We start from the raw sequence: 14,398 nt of genomic DNA, 5'->3' as shown, positions 1-14,398 counted from the left end.
ATAAAAATAAAAATATATAAGGAGAAGACAAATGTTAAAAAATCGTAAAGGAAAATTTTTAGTATTAATTTTAGCTTTATTCACGTTATTAGTAGCGTGTGGAGGGAAAAGTGCAAAAAGTAAAAGCAATCCAGATGAATTGGTGGTAGGAGTTACTACATTTGCAGATACTCTTGAGCCAACAGATCAGTATTTTGGATGGGTTATAACTCGTTATGGTGTAGGAGAAAATTTGACAAAGTTTGATGAAAAAGGGAATTTACAGCCATTGCTTGCTGAAAGCTGGAATTTAAGCAATGATAAGTTAGAATGGACATTTAAAATAAGAGATGGTGTAACTTTCTCAAATGGACATCCATTGACAGCAGAAGCAGTAAAAAAATCAATTGAAAGAGCTTTTAAAAAAAATAAAAGAGCTGAAACATATTTTAAATATGACTCAATAGAAGCTAATGGACAAACTTTGAAAATAAAAACAAAGGAACCTGTGGCAATATTGCCTCAAACATTAGCAGATCCATTATTTCTTGTTGTAGATACATCTGTTAATACAGATGAGTTTGCACAAAAAGGGCCAATAACAACAGGACCGTTTATTGTTCAGGAATTCAAGCCTGGTGAACATACAGTTGTTGTAAGAAATGAAAAGTACTGGAATGGAAAAGCAAAATTAGCAAAAGTAACATTTAAAGATATAAATGATCAAAATACAAGAGCATTATCATTAAAATCAGGAGAAATTGATGTGGCATACAACTTGAAGGTTACTAATAAAGCTGATTTTGAAGGGGATAAAAATATTATAATAAATGAATTGAAATCGCTTAGATCAACTTATGCTTTTATGAACCAAACTAAAGGACTTAAAGATAAAGTATTAAGAGAAGCAATAATAAGAGGTGCAAATAGACAAAACTATACACAAAATTTATTACAAGGTGGAGCAACTCCTGGAAAAGCACCAGTTCCTCCAACTTTGGACTACGGATTTAATGAATTAAAAGATGAAAATGCGTATAATCCAGAAAGTGCTAAAAAAATACTGGCAGATGCTGGATACAAAGATAGAGATGGAGATGGATATTTGGAACGTCCTGACGGATCAAAACTTGACTTGAACTTTGTAATTTATACAAGTAGAGAAGAATTGGGAATTTATGCTCAGGCATTTCAGGCTGATATGAAGGAAATTGGAATAAAAGTGACATTAAAACCTGTAAGTTATGAAACTCTTTTAACTATGAGAGATGATTCTAACTTTGATTTAATGATTTGGAATATACTTGCTGCAAATACAGGAGATCCTGAAAAATATTTGACAGAAAACTGGGATAGTAAAGTAAAAACAAATCAGACAGGGTATGCAAATCCAGAAGTTGATAAACTGTTGAAAGAATTATCAAGAGAATTTGACAAAACTAAGAGAAGAGACCTGATTGTAAAAATACAGCAATTAATAATGAATGATGCAGCCACATTATTCTTTGGATATGAAACAACATTCCTTTATAGTAATAAAGTAGTAACAGGACTTAAAATGTATCCAATGGACTATTATTGGATAACAAAAGATGTTGCAAAAGTTAATTAAGGAGAATTTATGTTGGAGATAAAAGATTTGACAATTCAGTATGGGGATAAACCTCCAGTAGTTGAAAATTTTTCTCTTTCATCGAAAAAAGGTGAAATAATAACAATAGTTGGGGAAAGCGGTAGTGGAAAATCTACCGTTCTTTCTTCTATTTTGGGACTATTGCCAAATGGAGGAAAAATAATATCAGGCGATATAATTTATAATGGAGAGTCAATGCTAAATAAAAGCCTTAATCAATGGAGGGAACTGCGAGGGACTGAAATAACAATGATTTCACAGGATTCAGGAGGAACTCTTAATCCAATAAGAAAAATAGGAAAACAGTTTGTTGAATACATTCAGACACATTCCAAAATATCAACAAAAGAAGCTGAAGAAAAATCAAAAGATATGTTTTCCAAAGTAAACTTAGAAGAGCCTGAAATCATTATGAAAAGCTATCCGCACCAACTGTCAGGTGGAATGAAACAGCGTGTAGGAATAGCAATGGCACTAACTTTCCGTCCAAAAATTATTCTGGCAGATGAGCCTACAAGTGCATTAGATGTTATAACACAGGCTCAAATAGTGAAGGAAATAATGGATCTCAGAAAAAAATTTGACACTTCTATCATAATGGTAACTCATAATCTTGGAGTTGCTGCATATATTTCAGATAAAATAATTGTTATGCAGAATGGAAAAATCGTTGATGCAGGTAATAAAAATGAAGTTATAGAAAATCCAAAAAGTGAATATACTAAAAAATTGCTAGAAGCTGTGCCTGAAATTGGAGGTGAAAGGCTTGTCTAATATTAATGATGTAATTCTTGAAACAAAAAACCTTACAAAAATTTATGAAAAATCAAATGATAAAAAAGTAGTGGCTTGTAACAAGGTAAATTTGAAAATTCATAAAGGAAAAACTTTGGGGATTGTTGGAGAATCAGGATCAGGAAAAACAACACTTGTAAATATGCTTATGGACTTGGAAAAGCCAACTTCTGGAGAGATTTTGTATCATGGAAGGGATATAAGCAAGTTTACAAAACAGAAAGTGTGGGAAAATAGACAAAATATCCAGATAGTATTTCAAGATCCATGGTCAGCTTTTAATCCAAAAATGAACGTTATGCAAATCCTCACAGAGCCATTAATGAACTACGGAAGACTAAAAAGACCGGAAAGAAAGCAAAAAGCTATAGAACTTCTTAAAATGGTTGACTTGCCCGAAGAATTTGTAACAAAGTATCCACAAAATATGAGCGGTGGGCAAAGACAAAGGCTTGGAATCGCAAGAGCAATTTCGCTTGAGCCTGAGATACTTATATGCGATGAGGCAACTTCCGCACTTGATGTTTCCATTCAAAAAAACATAGTGGAACTTCTTGTAAAGCTACAAAAAGAAAAAAACATAACAATGATTTTTATATGCCATGACATTGCATTAATAGAATCTTTTGCACACGAAATCGTAGTAATGTATCACGGAGATGTGGTGGAAGTAATAGAAGGCGGACAAATTTCTGAAAAAGCAAAACATCCATATACAAAGTCGTTATTGAGCGCAATTTTTCCTGTACGTGGAGAAATGGTCGAAGTTAAGTAGTTTTACTGTTATTTATATAACAAAAGTTTTATTTTTTATAATTTTTATGCTATAATTGTTATATATATTTATGTATAGGGGTGATAAAAATGAGTAAAACAACTTATGCATTTAAATTAGACGATAATTTAAAATTTGATTTGGAAAATGTATGCGAAGAACTGGGAATAACACTACCTGTTTTTTTTACAATGGCAGCCAAAAAATTGGTTAGAGAGAGAAAACTGGAAATTGACTTGTCAGAAAAAGACGATTATTTCTACAGTGAAGAAAATATCACAAGACTTCTAAAAGCAAAGGAACAAATTGAAAAAACTGGTGGAACAGTTCACGAGGTGCTGTAATGGTAAAAAGATGGTCTGATGAAGCATGGGAAGATTTTCTTTTCTGGCAGAAAAATGATAAGAAAGTTTTCAAAAAAATATTGGAACTTATAAAAGACATTGATAGAAATGGATATGATGGTATCGGAAAACCTGAAGGCTTGAAGCATGAACTGTCTGGCTACTGGAGCAGGAGAATTAATGAAGGAAATAGAATTGTTTATAATAGAAAATGGTGAAATCTGGTTTTTGCAATGCGGTTCTCATTATAAGAAAAAATAAAAAGGGTGGAAAGACTTTCTACCTTTTTTTGAGTTTGGTTTAAATAAGTTTCATTAAATTATTAAATTTTTTTGACAAGTATTTTTTGATTGAGTGTGTCACAGTAACACGACGAAATTTAAAAATATATGAGGAATTTTTTAAGAAGAAATTGGATTTTGAGCAACTTGGATTTATAAAAAAAATATTAAAATATAGGAGATAGTCAAAATGAAAATAAAATTACAATTTAAAGATCTTAATAATTTTGAGTTAGACTTATTTGAGTCTTTTTGCAGTGTTCCAGTTATTATGTATGATAAAATGATTATAGGAACTTATACTACTAATTTAGATTTATCGGATAGCACATACAATCAATTACCTGAAACTTTAAAAGAAATGTTAAATCGGCATCAAACTAGAAATTTTTATTTAAAGTCTTCTTTATTAACAATAACAGGATTAACAGCATACAATATAGATATAGGATTTGACAAAAAAACAGATGTCTTACATGCAGGAAAAATTTTTGATAACTTTGATAAAGAAAGAGGATACACTCTAATAACTTGTGCCTGCTATTTGCCATCAGGAAGTATGGCAATACATTTTCAGGCATTGGGAGATATTTTTTTAGAATTTGATTTAAAAGATGTTTTTTTTCTAAATGATGTTAAAGAATTTTATGAAATTTCAGAACTGGAATATAAAGAAAGTAACGAGATAAATAATCAAGATTATAATGAAATTACAGCAATTATACGTGGTAAAAAGTAATAAAAAATCTTGAAAAATTAAAAATTATCTTTATTGAAATTTTTTAACTTAATAAATTTGAATAATATAGTAAAACTGCTTTAAAACTAAACTCAAAAGGCTATGACTATTTTACTCAAACCCTAAATTTATATAATTTTTAGTAGTTTAATTTTAAATAGGTTTGAGTATAGTTGTAAAAGACGTTAATTATTTTATATATTGACAAAATAAAACATTGGAAAGTTTTAATAAACTTGAAAATCAACACGGTTCTTTTTTTATCTTATGTATTAAAACTAAGTTATTTTGGTTTTGAATATATTGATAAATCATAAAAAAAAGAAGGACTACAACATTTTGGTGTCAATAATCCTTTTGAATAAAATTCTGTTTTATTTTTTGAATTTTAAATATAATAATAAAAATGGTAATTTTGACATATTTATTAATTATAATATTTCTTATTCTTCATTTAGTCTAACAAGAAAATGTTTAAATTGTTCTTCATCAGTGTCTAACTTTTCGAAAAAAATTTCATCGATTTGCTCAACTAACGGAACGGCTTTTTGTAATATTTCTTCTCCTTTTTTGTTTAAAATAACAGCTTTTGCCCTTGTGTCTCTTGAATGTTCCTTTCTTTTTACAAAATCATTTTTTTCTAATAAATTTAATATTTGAGATACTGTCATAACATCTATTCCTGAGAGTTTTGAAATCATAACTTGCGTGACTTCGTTGCTGTCTTGTGATAAATAAGCAAGGGAAGCTAAAACAACAAATTGAGGGTGTGTTAAGTTCATTTTCTTTAGTTCTTTTTTTATCATAGAATGCCATTTATTGTATACCCTCATAAATAACAATCCTGTTGATTTTTCTGAATTATCTTTATATTTTGATGTAAACAAGTACCAATCACCTTATCTTTCCAAGTAATTTTTTAGAATAAATATAGATTGAGGGACATCTGAAAAAACTTGGCTTAAAAATTCTAAATGCTGTTCATCTTCACTGTCCAAAATTACAGTATGTTTTATATTTATGCTTCCATCGTTGTTATCAATTATTTGATGACCAAAAAGAATATCTCCAAATGGAGTTTCTGTTTTATCCCAAAATTCTTCAAAAGGTTTTACAAGAGTAAGTTTATATTCCATAGGGGGCATTCCTTCAAGTTCCATAGTTCCACATGAACCTGTCTTAAATTCACCTTTTAATGTGATATTTTTTAAATCTTTTTCCCAATCATACCATTTTTCAATATTTGCATAGTATTCCCATGCATCTTCTTTTTTTGCTTTGATTTTTAAAGTAAAACTAAATTCCATTATATTTCCTCCTTATATTATATGTATACTTATTATAAATTATTTTATAATATTTGTCAACAATATTTTGTATACTCCAATATCATATTAATAAATTATTTAAATTTGAAAAAAATATCCTTTTTTAGGGTTGACAAATATAAGAAAGAGAGTATAATAATAGTAAAGAATTATAGGTGTTTTACAAACTTAATAAGGAAATCGGTTAGAATCCGATACAGCCCCCACTACTGTGAAGCTGACGAAAGTACATAAAACCACTGAGATATCTTGGATATTTTGGGAAGGGTACGAGTAGGATGAAGTTAGTCAGGAGACTTGCCTAATAATTTTTTATATAAAATTTTCTGGGAAGGGAAGATTTAATATACATCAATGTAAAAATAAATCAACGGTGATTTGTTCCATAAGCGTACTATACGATGGTGATATAGTTATTGTTGTGGAAGTTTTGACGTGTATTGGCTTCAGCTTTGGCTGATTTTTTTTTGGAACTTGCCGAAGGTTAAATTAAATTTGGAGAAGGAGAGAAAATGAAAAAGAGAACATTATTGTTTTTGGTTTTAACCAGCATGCTGTTAATAGGTGTAAATGGTTATTCAATGCACATTATGGAAGGTTTTTTACCTTTAAATTGGGTTATAGTATGGTTTGCAGTGTGTATTCCGTTTTGGATAATAGGAATAAAGAAGCTTCAATCTGTTTCTAAAGGGAGCGTGCGGGAAAAAATGACGCTTGCATTAGCGGGTGCATTTATATTTGTATTGTCGGCACTAAAAATTCCATCAGTTACAGGAAGTTCATCACATCCTACAGGAGTAGGGCTATCTACTATATTATACGGACCTTTTGTAACTTCCATTCTTGGAACAATCGTATTAATATTTCAAGCAGGATTGCTTGCACACGGAGGATTTACAACTTTGGGAGCAAACGCTGTTTCAATGGCAATTGCAGGACCAATTGTATCATATTTAGTGTATAAAGGATTTGAGAAAAAGAATAAGGCGTTAGCGGTATTTTTGGCAGCAGCATTAGGAGATCTTGCGACTTATGTGGTAACATCAATTCAGCTTGCACTTGCATATCCATCTCCACAAGGTGGAGTAGTTGCTTCATTTATCAAATTTGGAGCGGTATTTGCAGTAACTCAGGTTCCTCTTGCAGTTATCGAAGGGCTACTTACAAACGTGGTGATGAATATACTTGAAAAATATAGCGTAAAAGAGGTGGAAGCTTAATGTCGGAAAATAAAAACAAAAGTGTATTTAAAAAGAATATTATTTTAATAATTGCAATAATTTTAATAGGTGTTATTCCTTTATTTCTCGTAAAATCTGAATTTGGCGGATCTGATGACAAGGGAGAAGAAGTAATAAAAACTATAAAACCTGATTATGAGCCATGGGCTAAAAATTTAATAGAATTACCAGGAGATGAAACTGAAAGTCTGCTGTTTGCATTACAGGCGGCATTTGGTGCAGGAATTGTAGGGTATGTATTAGGCTATTTCAAAGGTGAAAGAAAAAATGCTAATAGATAAAGTATCTTACACAAATCCCATAAAAAATATAAACCCCGGAGTAAAGTTTATATTGTCAATGACGACATTAGTATTTTTACTTTATACTGGAAGTAAAATAGTATTTGTTTTTAATTTTATACTGTTTAATTTACTTCTTTTGTTTGTCGTAAAAGTGAAAATAGGTGACTTGTTAAAGCTGAACTTTATTCCGGCTTTATTTATTTTGACAACTGTAATTTCCTTGCTGTTTATAAAAGCGGATATATGGACATTTTTGCTACGTTCATTTTCCTCGATAGCTGTAGTTTATTTCCTTATTTGTTCTACTCCAATTATAGATTTGGACTATATATTTGCAAAGCTGAAATTTCCTAAAATATTTAGGGAAATGTTTTTATTAATTTATAGATATATATTTTTATTATTTGAAAATAAGGAAAAATTACATAATGCACAGGAAGTAAGGCTAGGATATAGCAGTTTTAAAAATGGGATGAAGTCATTTCCGATGTTAGTAGTTGCTATACTAAAAAAAACATACTACTATAATCTGAATTCTATAAAGGCTGTGGAATCAAGAATGGGAAAGGAGTTTATTTTTTCTCATAGAAAATATAAAAAAATTGGGTTTGAAATAATATTCGTAATAATAATAGTTATAATAAATTTATATTTGGTGGTAAAATACAATGCTTAGACTTGAAAATATAACTTTTTCATACGACGAAGAAACAGAGGCTCTAAAAGATGTGACTTTGAATATTGAAAAAGGGAAAAAAACATTATTTCTTGGGGAAAATGGCTCAGGAAAATCAACATTATTTTTAATAATGAATGGACTTTTGAAAGCACAAAAGGGAAATATTTATTTTGAAGAGAAAAAAATAGAACATAAAAAGAAAAATCTGGAAGAATTGAGAAAAAAAGTCGGAATAATTTTTCAGGATCCTGAAATACAGATTTTTGCCCCTTTAGTATTTCAGGAAGTAGCTTATGGACCTGAAAATCTTGGATATTCTAAAGAGGAAGTAGAAAAAAATGTAAACAGGGCAATGGAAGAAATCAATATAACAGATTTAAAAGATAGACCTTGTCATCATCTGAGCTATGGACAGAAAAAAAGGGTCTCAATAGCTGCAATTACGGCAATGGAGCCAGAACTTCTTATTCTAGATGAGCCAACTGCATGGCTTGATTCTAAAAATACAAAAAGAGTATCAGAAATTCTAGATAATTTTTCCAAAGCAGGAAAAACAATGGTGGTATCAACTCACGATACAGATTTTGCCTATGAATTTGCTGACTATATCTATGTCCTTGAAAAAGGGAGAATTGTACGGCAAGGGAGCAGGGACGAGGTTTTTGAGGATTTTGAATTTTTGAAGAAATTAAATTTGAATATTCCAAATGTACTGAAAATAAAAAGTTATCTCAAGTATAAAAATCTTGATGAAAATGATTATTATAAATTTTTGGAGGAAAAAAACTTGCTATGAAAAAAATACTTATATCGGGAGCAATGAGTGGTGGTGGAAAGACTACAGTAAGCAGCATATTGATGTCAGCTTTTGAAAATGTGGCACCTTTTAAAGTTGGTCCAGACTACATCGACCCTGGTTATCATGAGTTGTTCACGGGAAATAAATCTCGTAATTTAGATGCTTTTATGTTTGATGAAAGTACGTTAAGGCATATATTTGAAACAGGAGCGAAAGGAAGCAATATCGCTATAGTTGAGGGAGTTATGGGGCTTTATGATGGAATTGGGCATGAAAAGGATAATTTTAGTACAGCTCATGTATCAAGAATACTTGATATACCAGTAATTCTTGTAGTTAACGCAAAAGGAATCTCCACAAGCATAGCTGCCGAAGTTTTGGGTTTCAAGCTGTTTGATAAAAATGTTAAAATAAAGGGCATTATTTTAAATAATGTTTCTTCTGAAAAACTATACTTGAACTTGAAGGAAGCGGTAGAAAGATTTACGGGGATAGAATGCGTAGGATATTTGCCGAAAAATGAGAAATTATCGGTGGAAAGCAGACATCTGGGATTAAAACAGGCTTTTGAATTGAAAGGTTCAAAAGAGCTTGAGGAAAAGAAACAGCTGTTTAAGGAAATTGCACAAAATTGCTTAGATTTAGAAAAAATTTACGAAATAGCAGAAGAATTTGAAACAAAAAGCAGTATGGACAGTTTTGAGCCAATAAAGGACTTAAAGAATAAATATAAAGGAAAACGTGTTGGAGTTGCTAAAGATGGTGCATTTTCATTTTACTATGAGTCAAATCTGGAACTGATGAGATTTTCAGGATTAGAAATAGTAGAATTTAGCCCTGTAAAAGACGAAAAAATACCAGAAAATCTTGATATGATTTATCTTGGCGGAGGTTATCCTGAACTTTACTGGAAAGAATTGTCTGAAAATGTATCTATGAAGGAAAGTATAAAGCAGGCTTATGAAAATGGAGTAAAAATCTACGGAGAATGTGGCGGATTTATCTACTTAACAAATAAACTGAATTTGCTAGATGGAAATAGTGGAGATTTCTGTGGACTGATAGATGTGGAAATTTCTATGAAAAATAGGCTGAATATCGGAAGATTTGGATATATAAATATAAAAGCCGAAAATGGAATTTGTACAAAAGGACACGAATTTCATTATTCAGAAATTTCTGTAGATAATGAAAAAGAAAAATTTTATAAAATAGAAAAAAATGATGGAAGAAATTGGGTTTGCGGATATAGAAAAAATAGTCTTCTAGCAGGATACCCGCATATTTCGTTTTATTCAAATATAGAGTTTTTTAAATACTTGATAGAAAAGCTGTAGCTTTTTCAAGTAAGAGTACGTTGTTCATTGCTTTTGCGTGAAAACAAATTAGAAATATAGATGAAAAAATATTATTAAATAAACAAAAGTAAAAAATAAAGTTATTAACATATTCAAATAAATAAAAGGAGAATAAATTATGTCATATATTAAAGATCCAAAATCGATTGAGGTAAGGAGTTTTGAGATGATTACAGAAGGGTTGGCTGGGAAAGCAGACCATTTTAGTGAAGAAGAGCAATTAATCGTAAAAAGATTGATTCATACAACTGGAGATTTTGATTATGTGAACATTGTTGAATTTCATAATAATCCAATTGAATCAGCAAAGGAAGCGTTAGAATCTGGAAATTGCAAAATTTATTGTGATACAAACATGATTGTTAATGGATTGAATAAAAATGGTCTGAAAAAATTTGGAGCAGAGGCATATTGTCTAGTGGCAGATCCAGATGTGGCTAGAGAAGCGAAGGAAAGAGGAATTACACGTTCGATGGTTGGATTGGAAAGAGCGTTAAAAGATTCGCAAACAAAAATTTTTGTAATCGGAAATGCTCCAACAGCATTGTTTACATTACTTGAAAAAATGGAAAAAGAAGGGGAAAATGTACCGAAATTGATAGTTGGAGTTCCAGTTGGATTTGTGGGATGTCCTGAATCTAAAGCAGAACTTTCAAAATATAATGTTCCGTTTATACGAACAAATGGAACAAAAGGTGGAAGTACAGTTGCAGTTGGTGTAATGCACGGAATCCTTTATCAAATGTATGAAAGAGATAAATATTTTAATAATTAATAAATGAATTTGTAAATATCTGAAAATCCAAAATTTATTTTATTTTTAGTATTTTGATTTTATTTAATCAAAAACACTGAAAATTTATTAGTTTTGAGCATTTTCAGATATATTTTAGTATAATTGTGGAGAAATAAAAATGGAAAATTATGTATATTTTAACGGTAGAAAACTGCGATATGGCTATACCACAGGAAGTTCGGCAACAGCAGCGACTAAGGCGGCACTGTTACTTTTACTAGGAAAAGCTGAAAAAGTCGAAGAAGTTGAAATAGATGTTCCAGCAGGTAAAAAGATAAAAATTAAGATTAAGTCTTTTGAAAAGACAGAGGATTATGCAACAGCAACTGTCATAAAAGATGGGGGAGATGACCCTGATGCAACACACGGTCTAGAAATCATATCAAAAGTAAGTTTTAGAGAAGATGATAAAATCAATATTTTTGGAGGAAAAGGAGTCGGAAAAGTCACAAAAATCGGACTTCCTGTCGAAGTTGGAAAATCAGCAATAAATCCAACGCCAATGAAAATGCTGACTGGTATTGTGAAGGAACTTCTTCCGTCTGGAAAAGGAGTAGACGTTGAAATTAGCGTGCCTCTGGGTGAAGAAGCTGCCAAAAAAACAATGAATGGGAAATTAGGAATTATTGGCGGAATTTCTATTCTTGGAACAATGGGAATTGTACGTCCGATGTCTGAAGAGTCATGGAAGGCTTCCCTTGCAATAGAGCTGAAGCAAAATTTAACATATTTTAATACAAAAACAGCGATATTTCTTTTTGGAAATAGAGGAAAAATGTTTTTGAAAAAGGAATTTCCAGAAAAAGCTGAAGAAGGTGTTGTAATCAGTAATTTTGTGGGATATATGTTTGACAAGGCATGTGAATTTGAAGTTAAGAAAATTTATTTTATTGGAGAATTAGGAAAATTTGTAAAAGTGGCAGGAGGAATTTTTCATACACACAGTCGAGTTTCTGATGCAAAAATGGAAATTTTGGCTGCAAACGCATTGTTAGTGGGTGAAAAGCTGGAAAATGTCTATAAAATTCTGGAATCGAATACAACTGAAGAGGCTTCTGGGTACATTGAAAAAAAAGAAGTCTTTAACTTGCTAGCTGAAAAAGCAAAACAAAAATGTGAGGAACATTGCAGAAAAAATGGATGGAATCTAGAAGTAGAAACATTGATTTTATCAGCTGAAAAAGAAGTTATAGGGCAAAGTAAGCACTTTTTTGATAATTTTTAAAAAATAGCTTTAAGGATAGAGAGGTTGTTATAGTTATTGCCAACAGAGCAAAAAATCGGGCTATATACTGTGATGTATATAGTTTATAAAAAAGTTTAATTAAATTTACGAAGAAGTAAAAGTTAGTAAAACCTCATTGATAATTTTTAAATTATAGGATTACATTCCTTAAAAAATTAAAAACTCCAAAATTTATGAAATATATTCCTTAAACTTTAACAATTTATAGAAAAACAGGACTGTATTCCGTAAAAATTGATTTTTAAATAAAAAAGGGGTATAATTTAAAAGGAAATGAGGTGTTAAAATGATAAGGATAGATAGAAAAGAATATTTAGATTTTTTAGTAAAATCAAAAGACAGACAAATAATAAAGGTTGTGTCTGGTGTAAGAAGATGTGGGAAATCGACTCTTTTTGAGATATATAAAGATTTTCTGCTTGAAAATGGAGTTGAAAAAAATCAGATTATATCTATAAATTTTGAAGATATGGATTATGAAGAGCTTACAGATTATAAAAAACTTTACGAATATATAAAATCTAAAATGATTGGAGATAAAAAAAATTACATATTTTTAGATGAAATTCAGCATGTGGATAAATTTGAAAAAGTTGTAGACAGCCTTTTTATAAAAGAAAATACAGATTTATACATAACAGGCTCTAATGCCTATTTTATGTCAAGCGAGCTGGCAACCCTTTTAAGTGGGCGTTATATAGAACTGAAAATGCTACCTTTATCCTTTAAGGAGTATTATCAGGCTAAATTAGAGTATGAAAAACTGGAGCAAAAGGAAAATAGGACGTTAAAAACACTTATACAATATTATAATGAATATATAGTAAACAGTTCATTTCCTTATACTTTACAGTTAGACAGTGATTTGAAAAATATACATGAATATTTAAGTGGGATATATAACTCTGTACTCTTAAAGGATATAGTTGCAAGATTGAAAATTTCAGATGTGATGAGACTTGAAAGTGTTGTTAAATATATATTTGATAATATCGGTAATTTGACTTCGCTTTCAAAAATAGGGAATACTTTAACTTCAATGGGAAGAAAAACAGATGTAAAAACTATTGAAAAATATATTAGAGGGCTTACTGACAGTTTACTTGTGCATGAAGTTAGCAGATATAATATAAAAGGAAAAGAATTTCTATCTACATTATCAAAATATTATGTTACAGATTTAGGGCTTAGACAGATGATTTTAGGTAATAGAAATATAGATATGGGGCATATACTGGAAAATGTAATTTATCTTGAACTGCTTAGAAGAAAAGACAATGTATATGTTGGGCAGTTTGATAAAAATGAAATTGATTTTGTTGTTATTAATTCAAATGAAATTGAGTATTATCAGGTTGCTTTGACTGTCTTAGATGAAAATACTTTAAAAAGGGAATTGGATGCCTTTAAAAATATTAAGGATAATTATCCAAAGTATCTTATAACTTTAGATGATGTAATGGTAAATACTGACTATGACGGAATAAAGGTTGTAAATGCTTTGGAGTGGTTGTTGGGAGAATATCTAGTAAGATAAAGTACTGGATGGAAGAAATAGAAAAAATTAGGAGATTTATTATGAATTTAAAAATATTCTCATTATTTATATTAATTTTGGGTTCATTTACAGCTTATTCAATGGAGAATAGAAAAGTTTTCAATATTAAAAATGAATGGAGCATAAAATTACCTAAAAATTGGCTAGAAAAAAGAGATGAGGTTGATGGACATCATGTATATTATCCACCTGGTAACAATTTAATTATTAGAGCATCGAGTTTTTATATCTTTAGAGATTTAGAAAATGGTTCAAAACTAATTGCACCAGTTCATGATTTATATGAAATTTTTGATAAAAGCATTAAAAATATAGACCTAGGAAATAATAAAAAATTAGAAGAAAAGAAATTGAATTTAAATGATTTTAAAATAGAAAATTTTAAACATAAATGCTATGAATATGATTATTATGAAGATAATGAAAAAACTTATTCTATTTCTTGCGGGATTATGACTGAAGGTTATTTATTAATTATTAATTTTTATTCTGCTTCAAGAGATGAAGTTGAAAATGCAATAAAATATATTTATAGTGTAGAAAAAATAAATTAGAGGAGAAAA

At 29.9% G+C, this 14,398-nt stretch carries 16 protein-coding genes, 1 pseudogene and 1 riboswitch; of the genes and pseudogenes, 15 read left to right on the top strand and 2 right to left on the bottom strand.

Annotated elements, in window-relative coordinates; translation table 11 throughout:
* Positions 1 to 31: 31 nt before the first annotated feature.
* The 6 genes and pseudogenes from ACEG17_RS04235 (at position 32) to ACEG17_RS04210 (ending at position 4,546) form a co-directional block, all read left to right on the top strand.
* Positions 32 to 1,591 carry an ABC transporter substrate-binding protein gene (locus ACEG17_RS04235; protein ID WP_372582684.1) on the top strand — a complete coding sequence of 520 codons (1,560 nt, stop codon included), beginning with the start codon at positions 32 to 34 and terminating at the stop codon, positions 1,589 to 1,591.
* A gap of 9 nt (positions 1,592 to 1,600) precedes the next feature.
* On the top strand, positions 1,601 to 2,386 hold the full coding sequence (locus ACEG17_RS04230; protein WP_372582683.1) for an ABC transporter ATP-binding protein: 786 nt from the start codon (positions 1,601 to 1,603) through the stop codon (positions 2,384 to 2,386).
* Entirely contained in the window at positions 2,379 to 3,182 is an 804-nt protein-coding gene (locus ACEG17_RS04225; protein ID WP_372582682.1) for an ABC transporter ATP-binding protein, read from the top strand. The genes ACEG17_RS04230 and ACEG17_RS04225 overlap by 8 nt, the downstream gene beginning before the upstream one ends.
* Positions 3,183 to 3,271: 89 nt before the next feature.
* A complete protein-coding gene (locus ACEG17_RS04220) occupies positions 3,272 to 3,526 on the top strand; it encodes a type II toxin-antitoxin system RelB/DinJ family antitoxin (protein WP_012806209.1) in 255 nt (84 codons plus the stop codon).
* A pseudogene (locus ACEG17_RS04215) lies at positions 3,526 to 3,787 on the top strand (Txe/YoeB family addiction module toxin). The gene ACEG17_RS04220 and the pseudogene ACEG17_RS04215 overlap by 1 nt, the downstream one beginning before the upstream one ends.
* 210 nt (positions 3,788 to 3,997) lie before the next feature.
* The gene (locus ACEG17_RS04210) at positions 3,998 to 4,546 is read left to right on the top strand and encodes a hypothetical protein (RefSeq protein WP_372582680.1); all 549 of its coding nucleotides are present in this window, start codon (positions 3,998 to 4,000) and stop codon (positions 4,544 to 4,546) included.
* A gap of 443 nt (positions 4,547 to 4,989) precedes the next feature.
* Here ACEG17_RS04210 and ACEG17_RS04205 read toward each other — a convergent pair whose 3' ends face one another.
* Both ACEG17_RS04205 and ACEG17_RS04200 read right to left on the bottom strand, forming a co-directional pair.
* Positions 4,990 to 5,433, bottom strand: coding sequence for a MarR family winged helix-turn-helix transcriptional regulator (locus ACEG17_RS04205; protein ID WP_315289629.1), 444 nt, complete (start codon positions 5,431 to 5,433; stop codon positions 4,990 to 4,992).
* Positions 5,434 to 5,445: 12 nt separating this feature from the next.
* Complete coding sequence (locus ACEG17_RS04200; RefSeq protein ID WP_021743472.1) at positions 5,446 to 5,853, bottom strand: SRPBCC family protein; 408 nt, start codon at positions 5,851 to 5,853, stop codon at positions 5,446 to 5,448.
* Positions 5,854 to 6,010: 157 nt separating this feature from the next.
* Positions 6,011 to 6,193: riboswitch (cobalamin riboswitch) on the top strand.
* A 193-nt stretch (positions 6,194 to 6,386) separates the two neighbouring features.
* Here ACEG17_RS04200 and ACEG17_RS04195 point away from each other — a divergent pair.
* The 9 genes from ACEG17_RS04195 (at position 6,387) to ACEG17_RS04155 (ending at position 14,389) form a co-directional block, all read left to right on the top strand.
* A complete protein-coding gene (locus tag ACEG17_RS04195) occupies positions 6,387 to 7,094 on the top strand; it encodes an energy-coupling factor ABC transporter permease (protein WP_036070035.1) in 708 nt (235 codons plus the stop codon).
* The gene (locus ACEG17_RS04190; protein ID WP_314113589.1) at positions 7,094 to 7,396 is read left to right on the top strand and encodes an energy-coupling factor ABC transporter substrate-binding protein; all 303 of its coding nucleotides are present in this window, start codon (positions 7,094 to 7,096) and stop codon (positions 7,394 to 7,396) included. The genes ACEG17_RS04195 and ACEG17_RS04190 overlap by 1 nt, the downstream gene beginning before the upstream one ends.
* Positions 7,383 to 8,075, top strand: a complete 693-nt coding sequence (locus ACEG17_RS04185) for a CbiQ family ECF transporter T component (RefSeq protein ID WP_012806218.1) — start codon at positions 7,383 to 7,385, stop codon at positions 8,073 to 8,075. Before ACEG17_RS04190 ends, ACEG17_RS04185 begins: the two co-directional genes overlap by 14 nt.
* Complete coding sequence (locus tag ACEG17_RS04180) at positions 8,068 to 8,874, top strand: energy-coupling factor ABC transporter ATP-binding protein (RefSeq protein WP_314113586.1); 807 nt, start codon at positions 8,068 to 8,070, stop codon at positions 8,872 to 8,874. Before ACEG17_RS04185 ends, ACEG17_RS04180 begins: the two co-directional genes overlap by 8 nt.
* Positions 8,871 to 10,214 carry a cobyrinic acid a,c-diamide synthase CobB gene (locus ACEG17_RS04175; protein ID WP_147006366.1) on the top strand — a complete coding sequence of 448 codons (1,344 nt, stop codon included), beginning with the start codon at positions 8,871 to 8,873 and terminating at the stop codon, positions 10,212 to 10,214. Before ACEG17_RS04180 ends, ACEG17_RS04175 begins: the two co-directional genes overlap by 4 nt.
* Before the next feature lie 139 nt (positions 10,215 to 10,353).
* Positions 10,354 to 11,010 (top strand): precorrin-8X methylmutase, encoded by a 657-nt coding sequence (locus tag ACEG17_RS04170; protein WP_372582679.1) that lies wholly within the window; start codon positions 10,354 to 10,356, stop codon positions 11,008 to 11,010.
* Between the two features lie 139 nt (positions 11,011 to 11,149).
* On the top strand, positions 11,150 to 12,256 hold the full coding sequence (gene cbiD, locus ACEG17_RS04165) for a cobalt-precorrin-5B (C(1))-methyltransferase CbiD (protein WP_372582678.1): 1,107 nt from the start codon (positions 11,150 to 11,152) through the stop codon (positions 12,254 to 12,256).
* A 307-nt stretch (positions 12,257 to 12,563) separates the two neighbouring features.
* Positions 12,564 to 13,814: an ATP-binding protein gene (locus ACEG17_RS04160; protein WP_372582677.1), complete on the top strand. Its 1,251-nt coding sequence runs from the start codon at positions 12,564 to 12,566 to the stop codon at positions 13,812 to 13,814.
* 101 nt (positions 13,815 to 13,915) lie between these two features.
* The gene (locus ACEG17_RS04155; RefSeq protein WP_372582750.1) at positions 13,916 to 14,389 is read left to right on the top strand and encodes a hypothetical protein; all 474 of its coding nucleotides are present in this window, start codon (positions 13,916 to 13,918) and stop codon (positions 14,387 to 14,389) included.
* The last annotated feature ends 9 nt before the right edge of the window (positions 14,390 to 14,398 follow it).

Source organism: Leptotrichia hongkongensis (assembly GCF_041538065.1).
GTDB lineage: Bacteria > Fusobacteriota > Fusobacteriia > Fusobacteriales > Leptotrichiaceae > Leptotrichia > Leptotrichia hongkongensis.
Note: the sequence above shows the minus strand (reverse complement) of the source record. Positions and strands in the feature narration are given on the sequence as shown.

Bases quoted from the DNA above. Each gene is read 5' to 3' on its own strand.
- ACEG17_RS04200 (WP_021743472.1), bottom strand. From the start codon at position 5,853: ATGGAATTTAGTTTTACTTTAAAAATCAAAGCAAAAAAAGAAGATGCA.
- ACEG17_RS04170 (WP_372582679.1), top strand. From the start codon at position 10,354: ATGTCATATATTAAAGATCCAAAATCGATTGAGGTAAGGAGTTTTGAG.
- ACEG17_RS04195 (WP_036070035.1), top strand. From the start codon at position 6,387: ATGAAAAAGAGAACATTATTGTTTTTGGTTTTAACCAGCATGCTGTTA.
- ACEG17_RS04175 (WP_147006366.1), top strand. From the start codon at position 8,871: ATGAAAAAAATACTTATATCGGGAGCAATGAGTGGTGGTGGAAAGACT.
- cbiD (WP_372582678.1), top strand. From the start codon at position 11,150: ATGGAAAATTATGTATATTTTAACGGTAGAAAACTGCGATATGGCTAT.
- ACEG17_RS04185 (WP_012806218.1), top strand. From the start codon at position 7,383: ATGCTAATAGATAAAGTATCTTACACAAATCCCATAAAAAATATAAAC.
- ACEG17_RS04160 (WP_372582677.1), top strand. From the start codon at position 12,564: ATGATAAGGATAGATAGAAAAGAATATTTAGATTTTTTAGTAAAATCA.
- ACEG17_RS04230 (WP_372582683.1), top strand. From the start codon at position 1,601: ATGTTGGAGATAAAAGATTTGACAATTCAGTATGGGGATAAACCTCCA.
- ACEG17_RS04190 (WP_314113589.1), top strand. From the start codon at position 7,094: ATGTCGGAAAATAAAAACAAAAGTGTATTTAAAAAGAATATTATTTTA.
- ACEG17_RS04180 (WP_314113586.1), top strand. From the start codon at position 8,068: ATGCTTAGACTTGAAAATATAACTTTTTCATACGACGAAGAAACAGAG.
- ACEG17_RS04220 (WP_012806209.1), top strand. From the start codon at position 3,272: ATGAGTAAAACAACTTATGCATTTAAATTAGACGATAATTTAAAATTT.
- ACEG17_RS04155 (WP_372582750.1), top strand. From the start codon at position 13,916: ATGGAGAATAGAAAAGTTTTCAATATTAAAAATGAATGGAGCATAAAA.
- ACEG17_RS04235 (WP_372582684.1), top strand. From the start codon at position 32: ATGTTAAAAAATCGTAAAGGAAAATTTTTAGTATTAATTTTAGCTTTA.
- ACEG17_RS04210 (WP_372582680.1), top strand. From the start codon at position 3,998: ATGAAAATAAAATTACAATTTAAAGATCTTAATAATTTTGAGTTAGAC.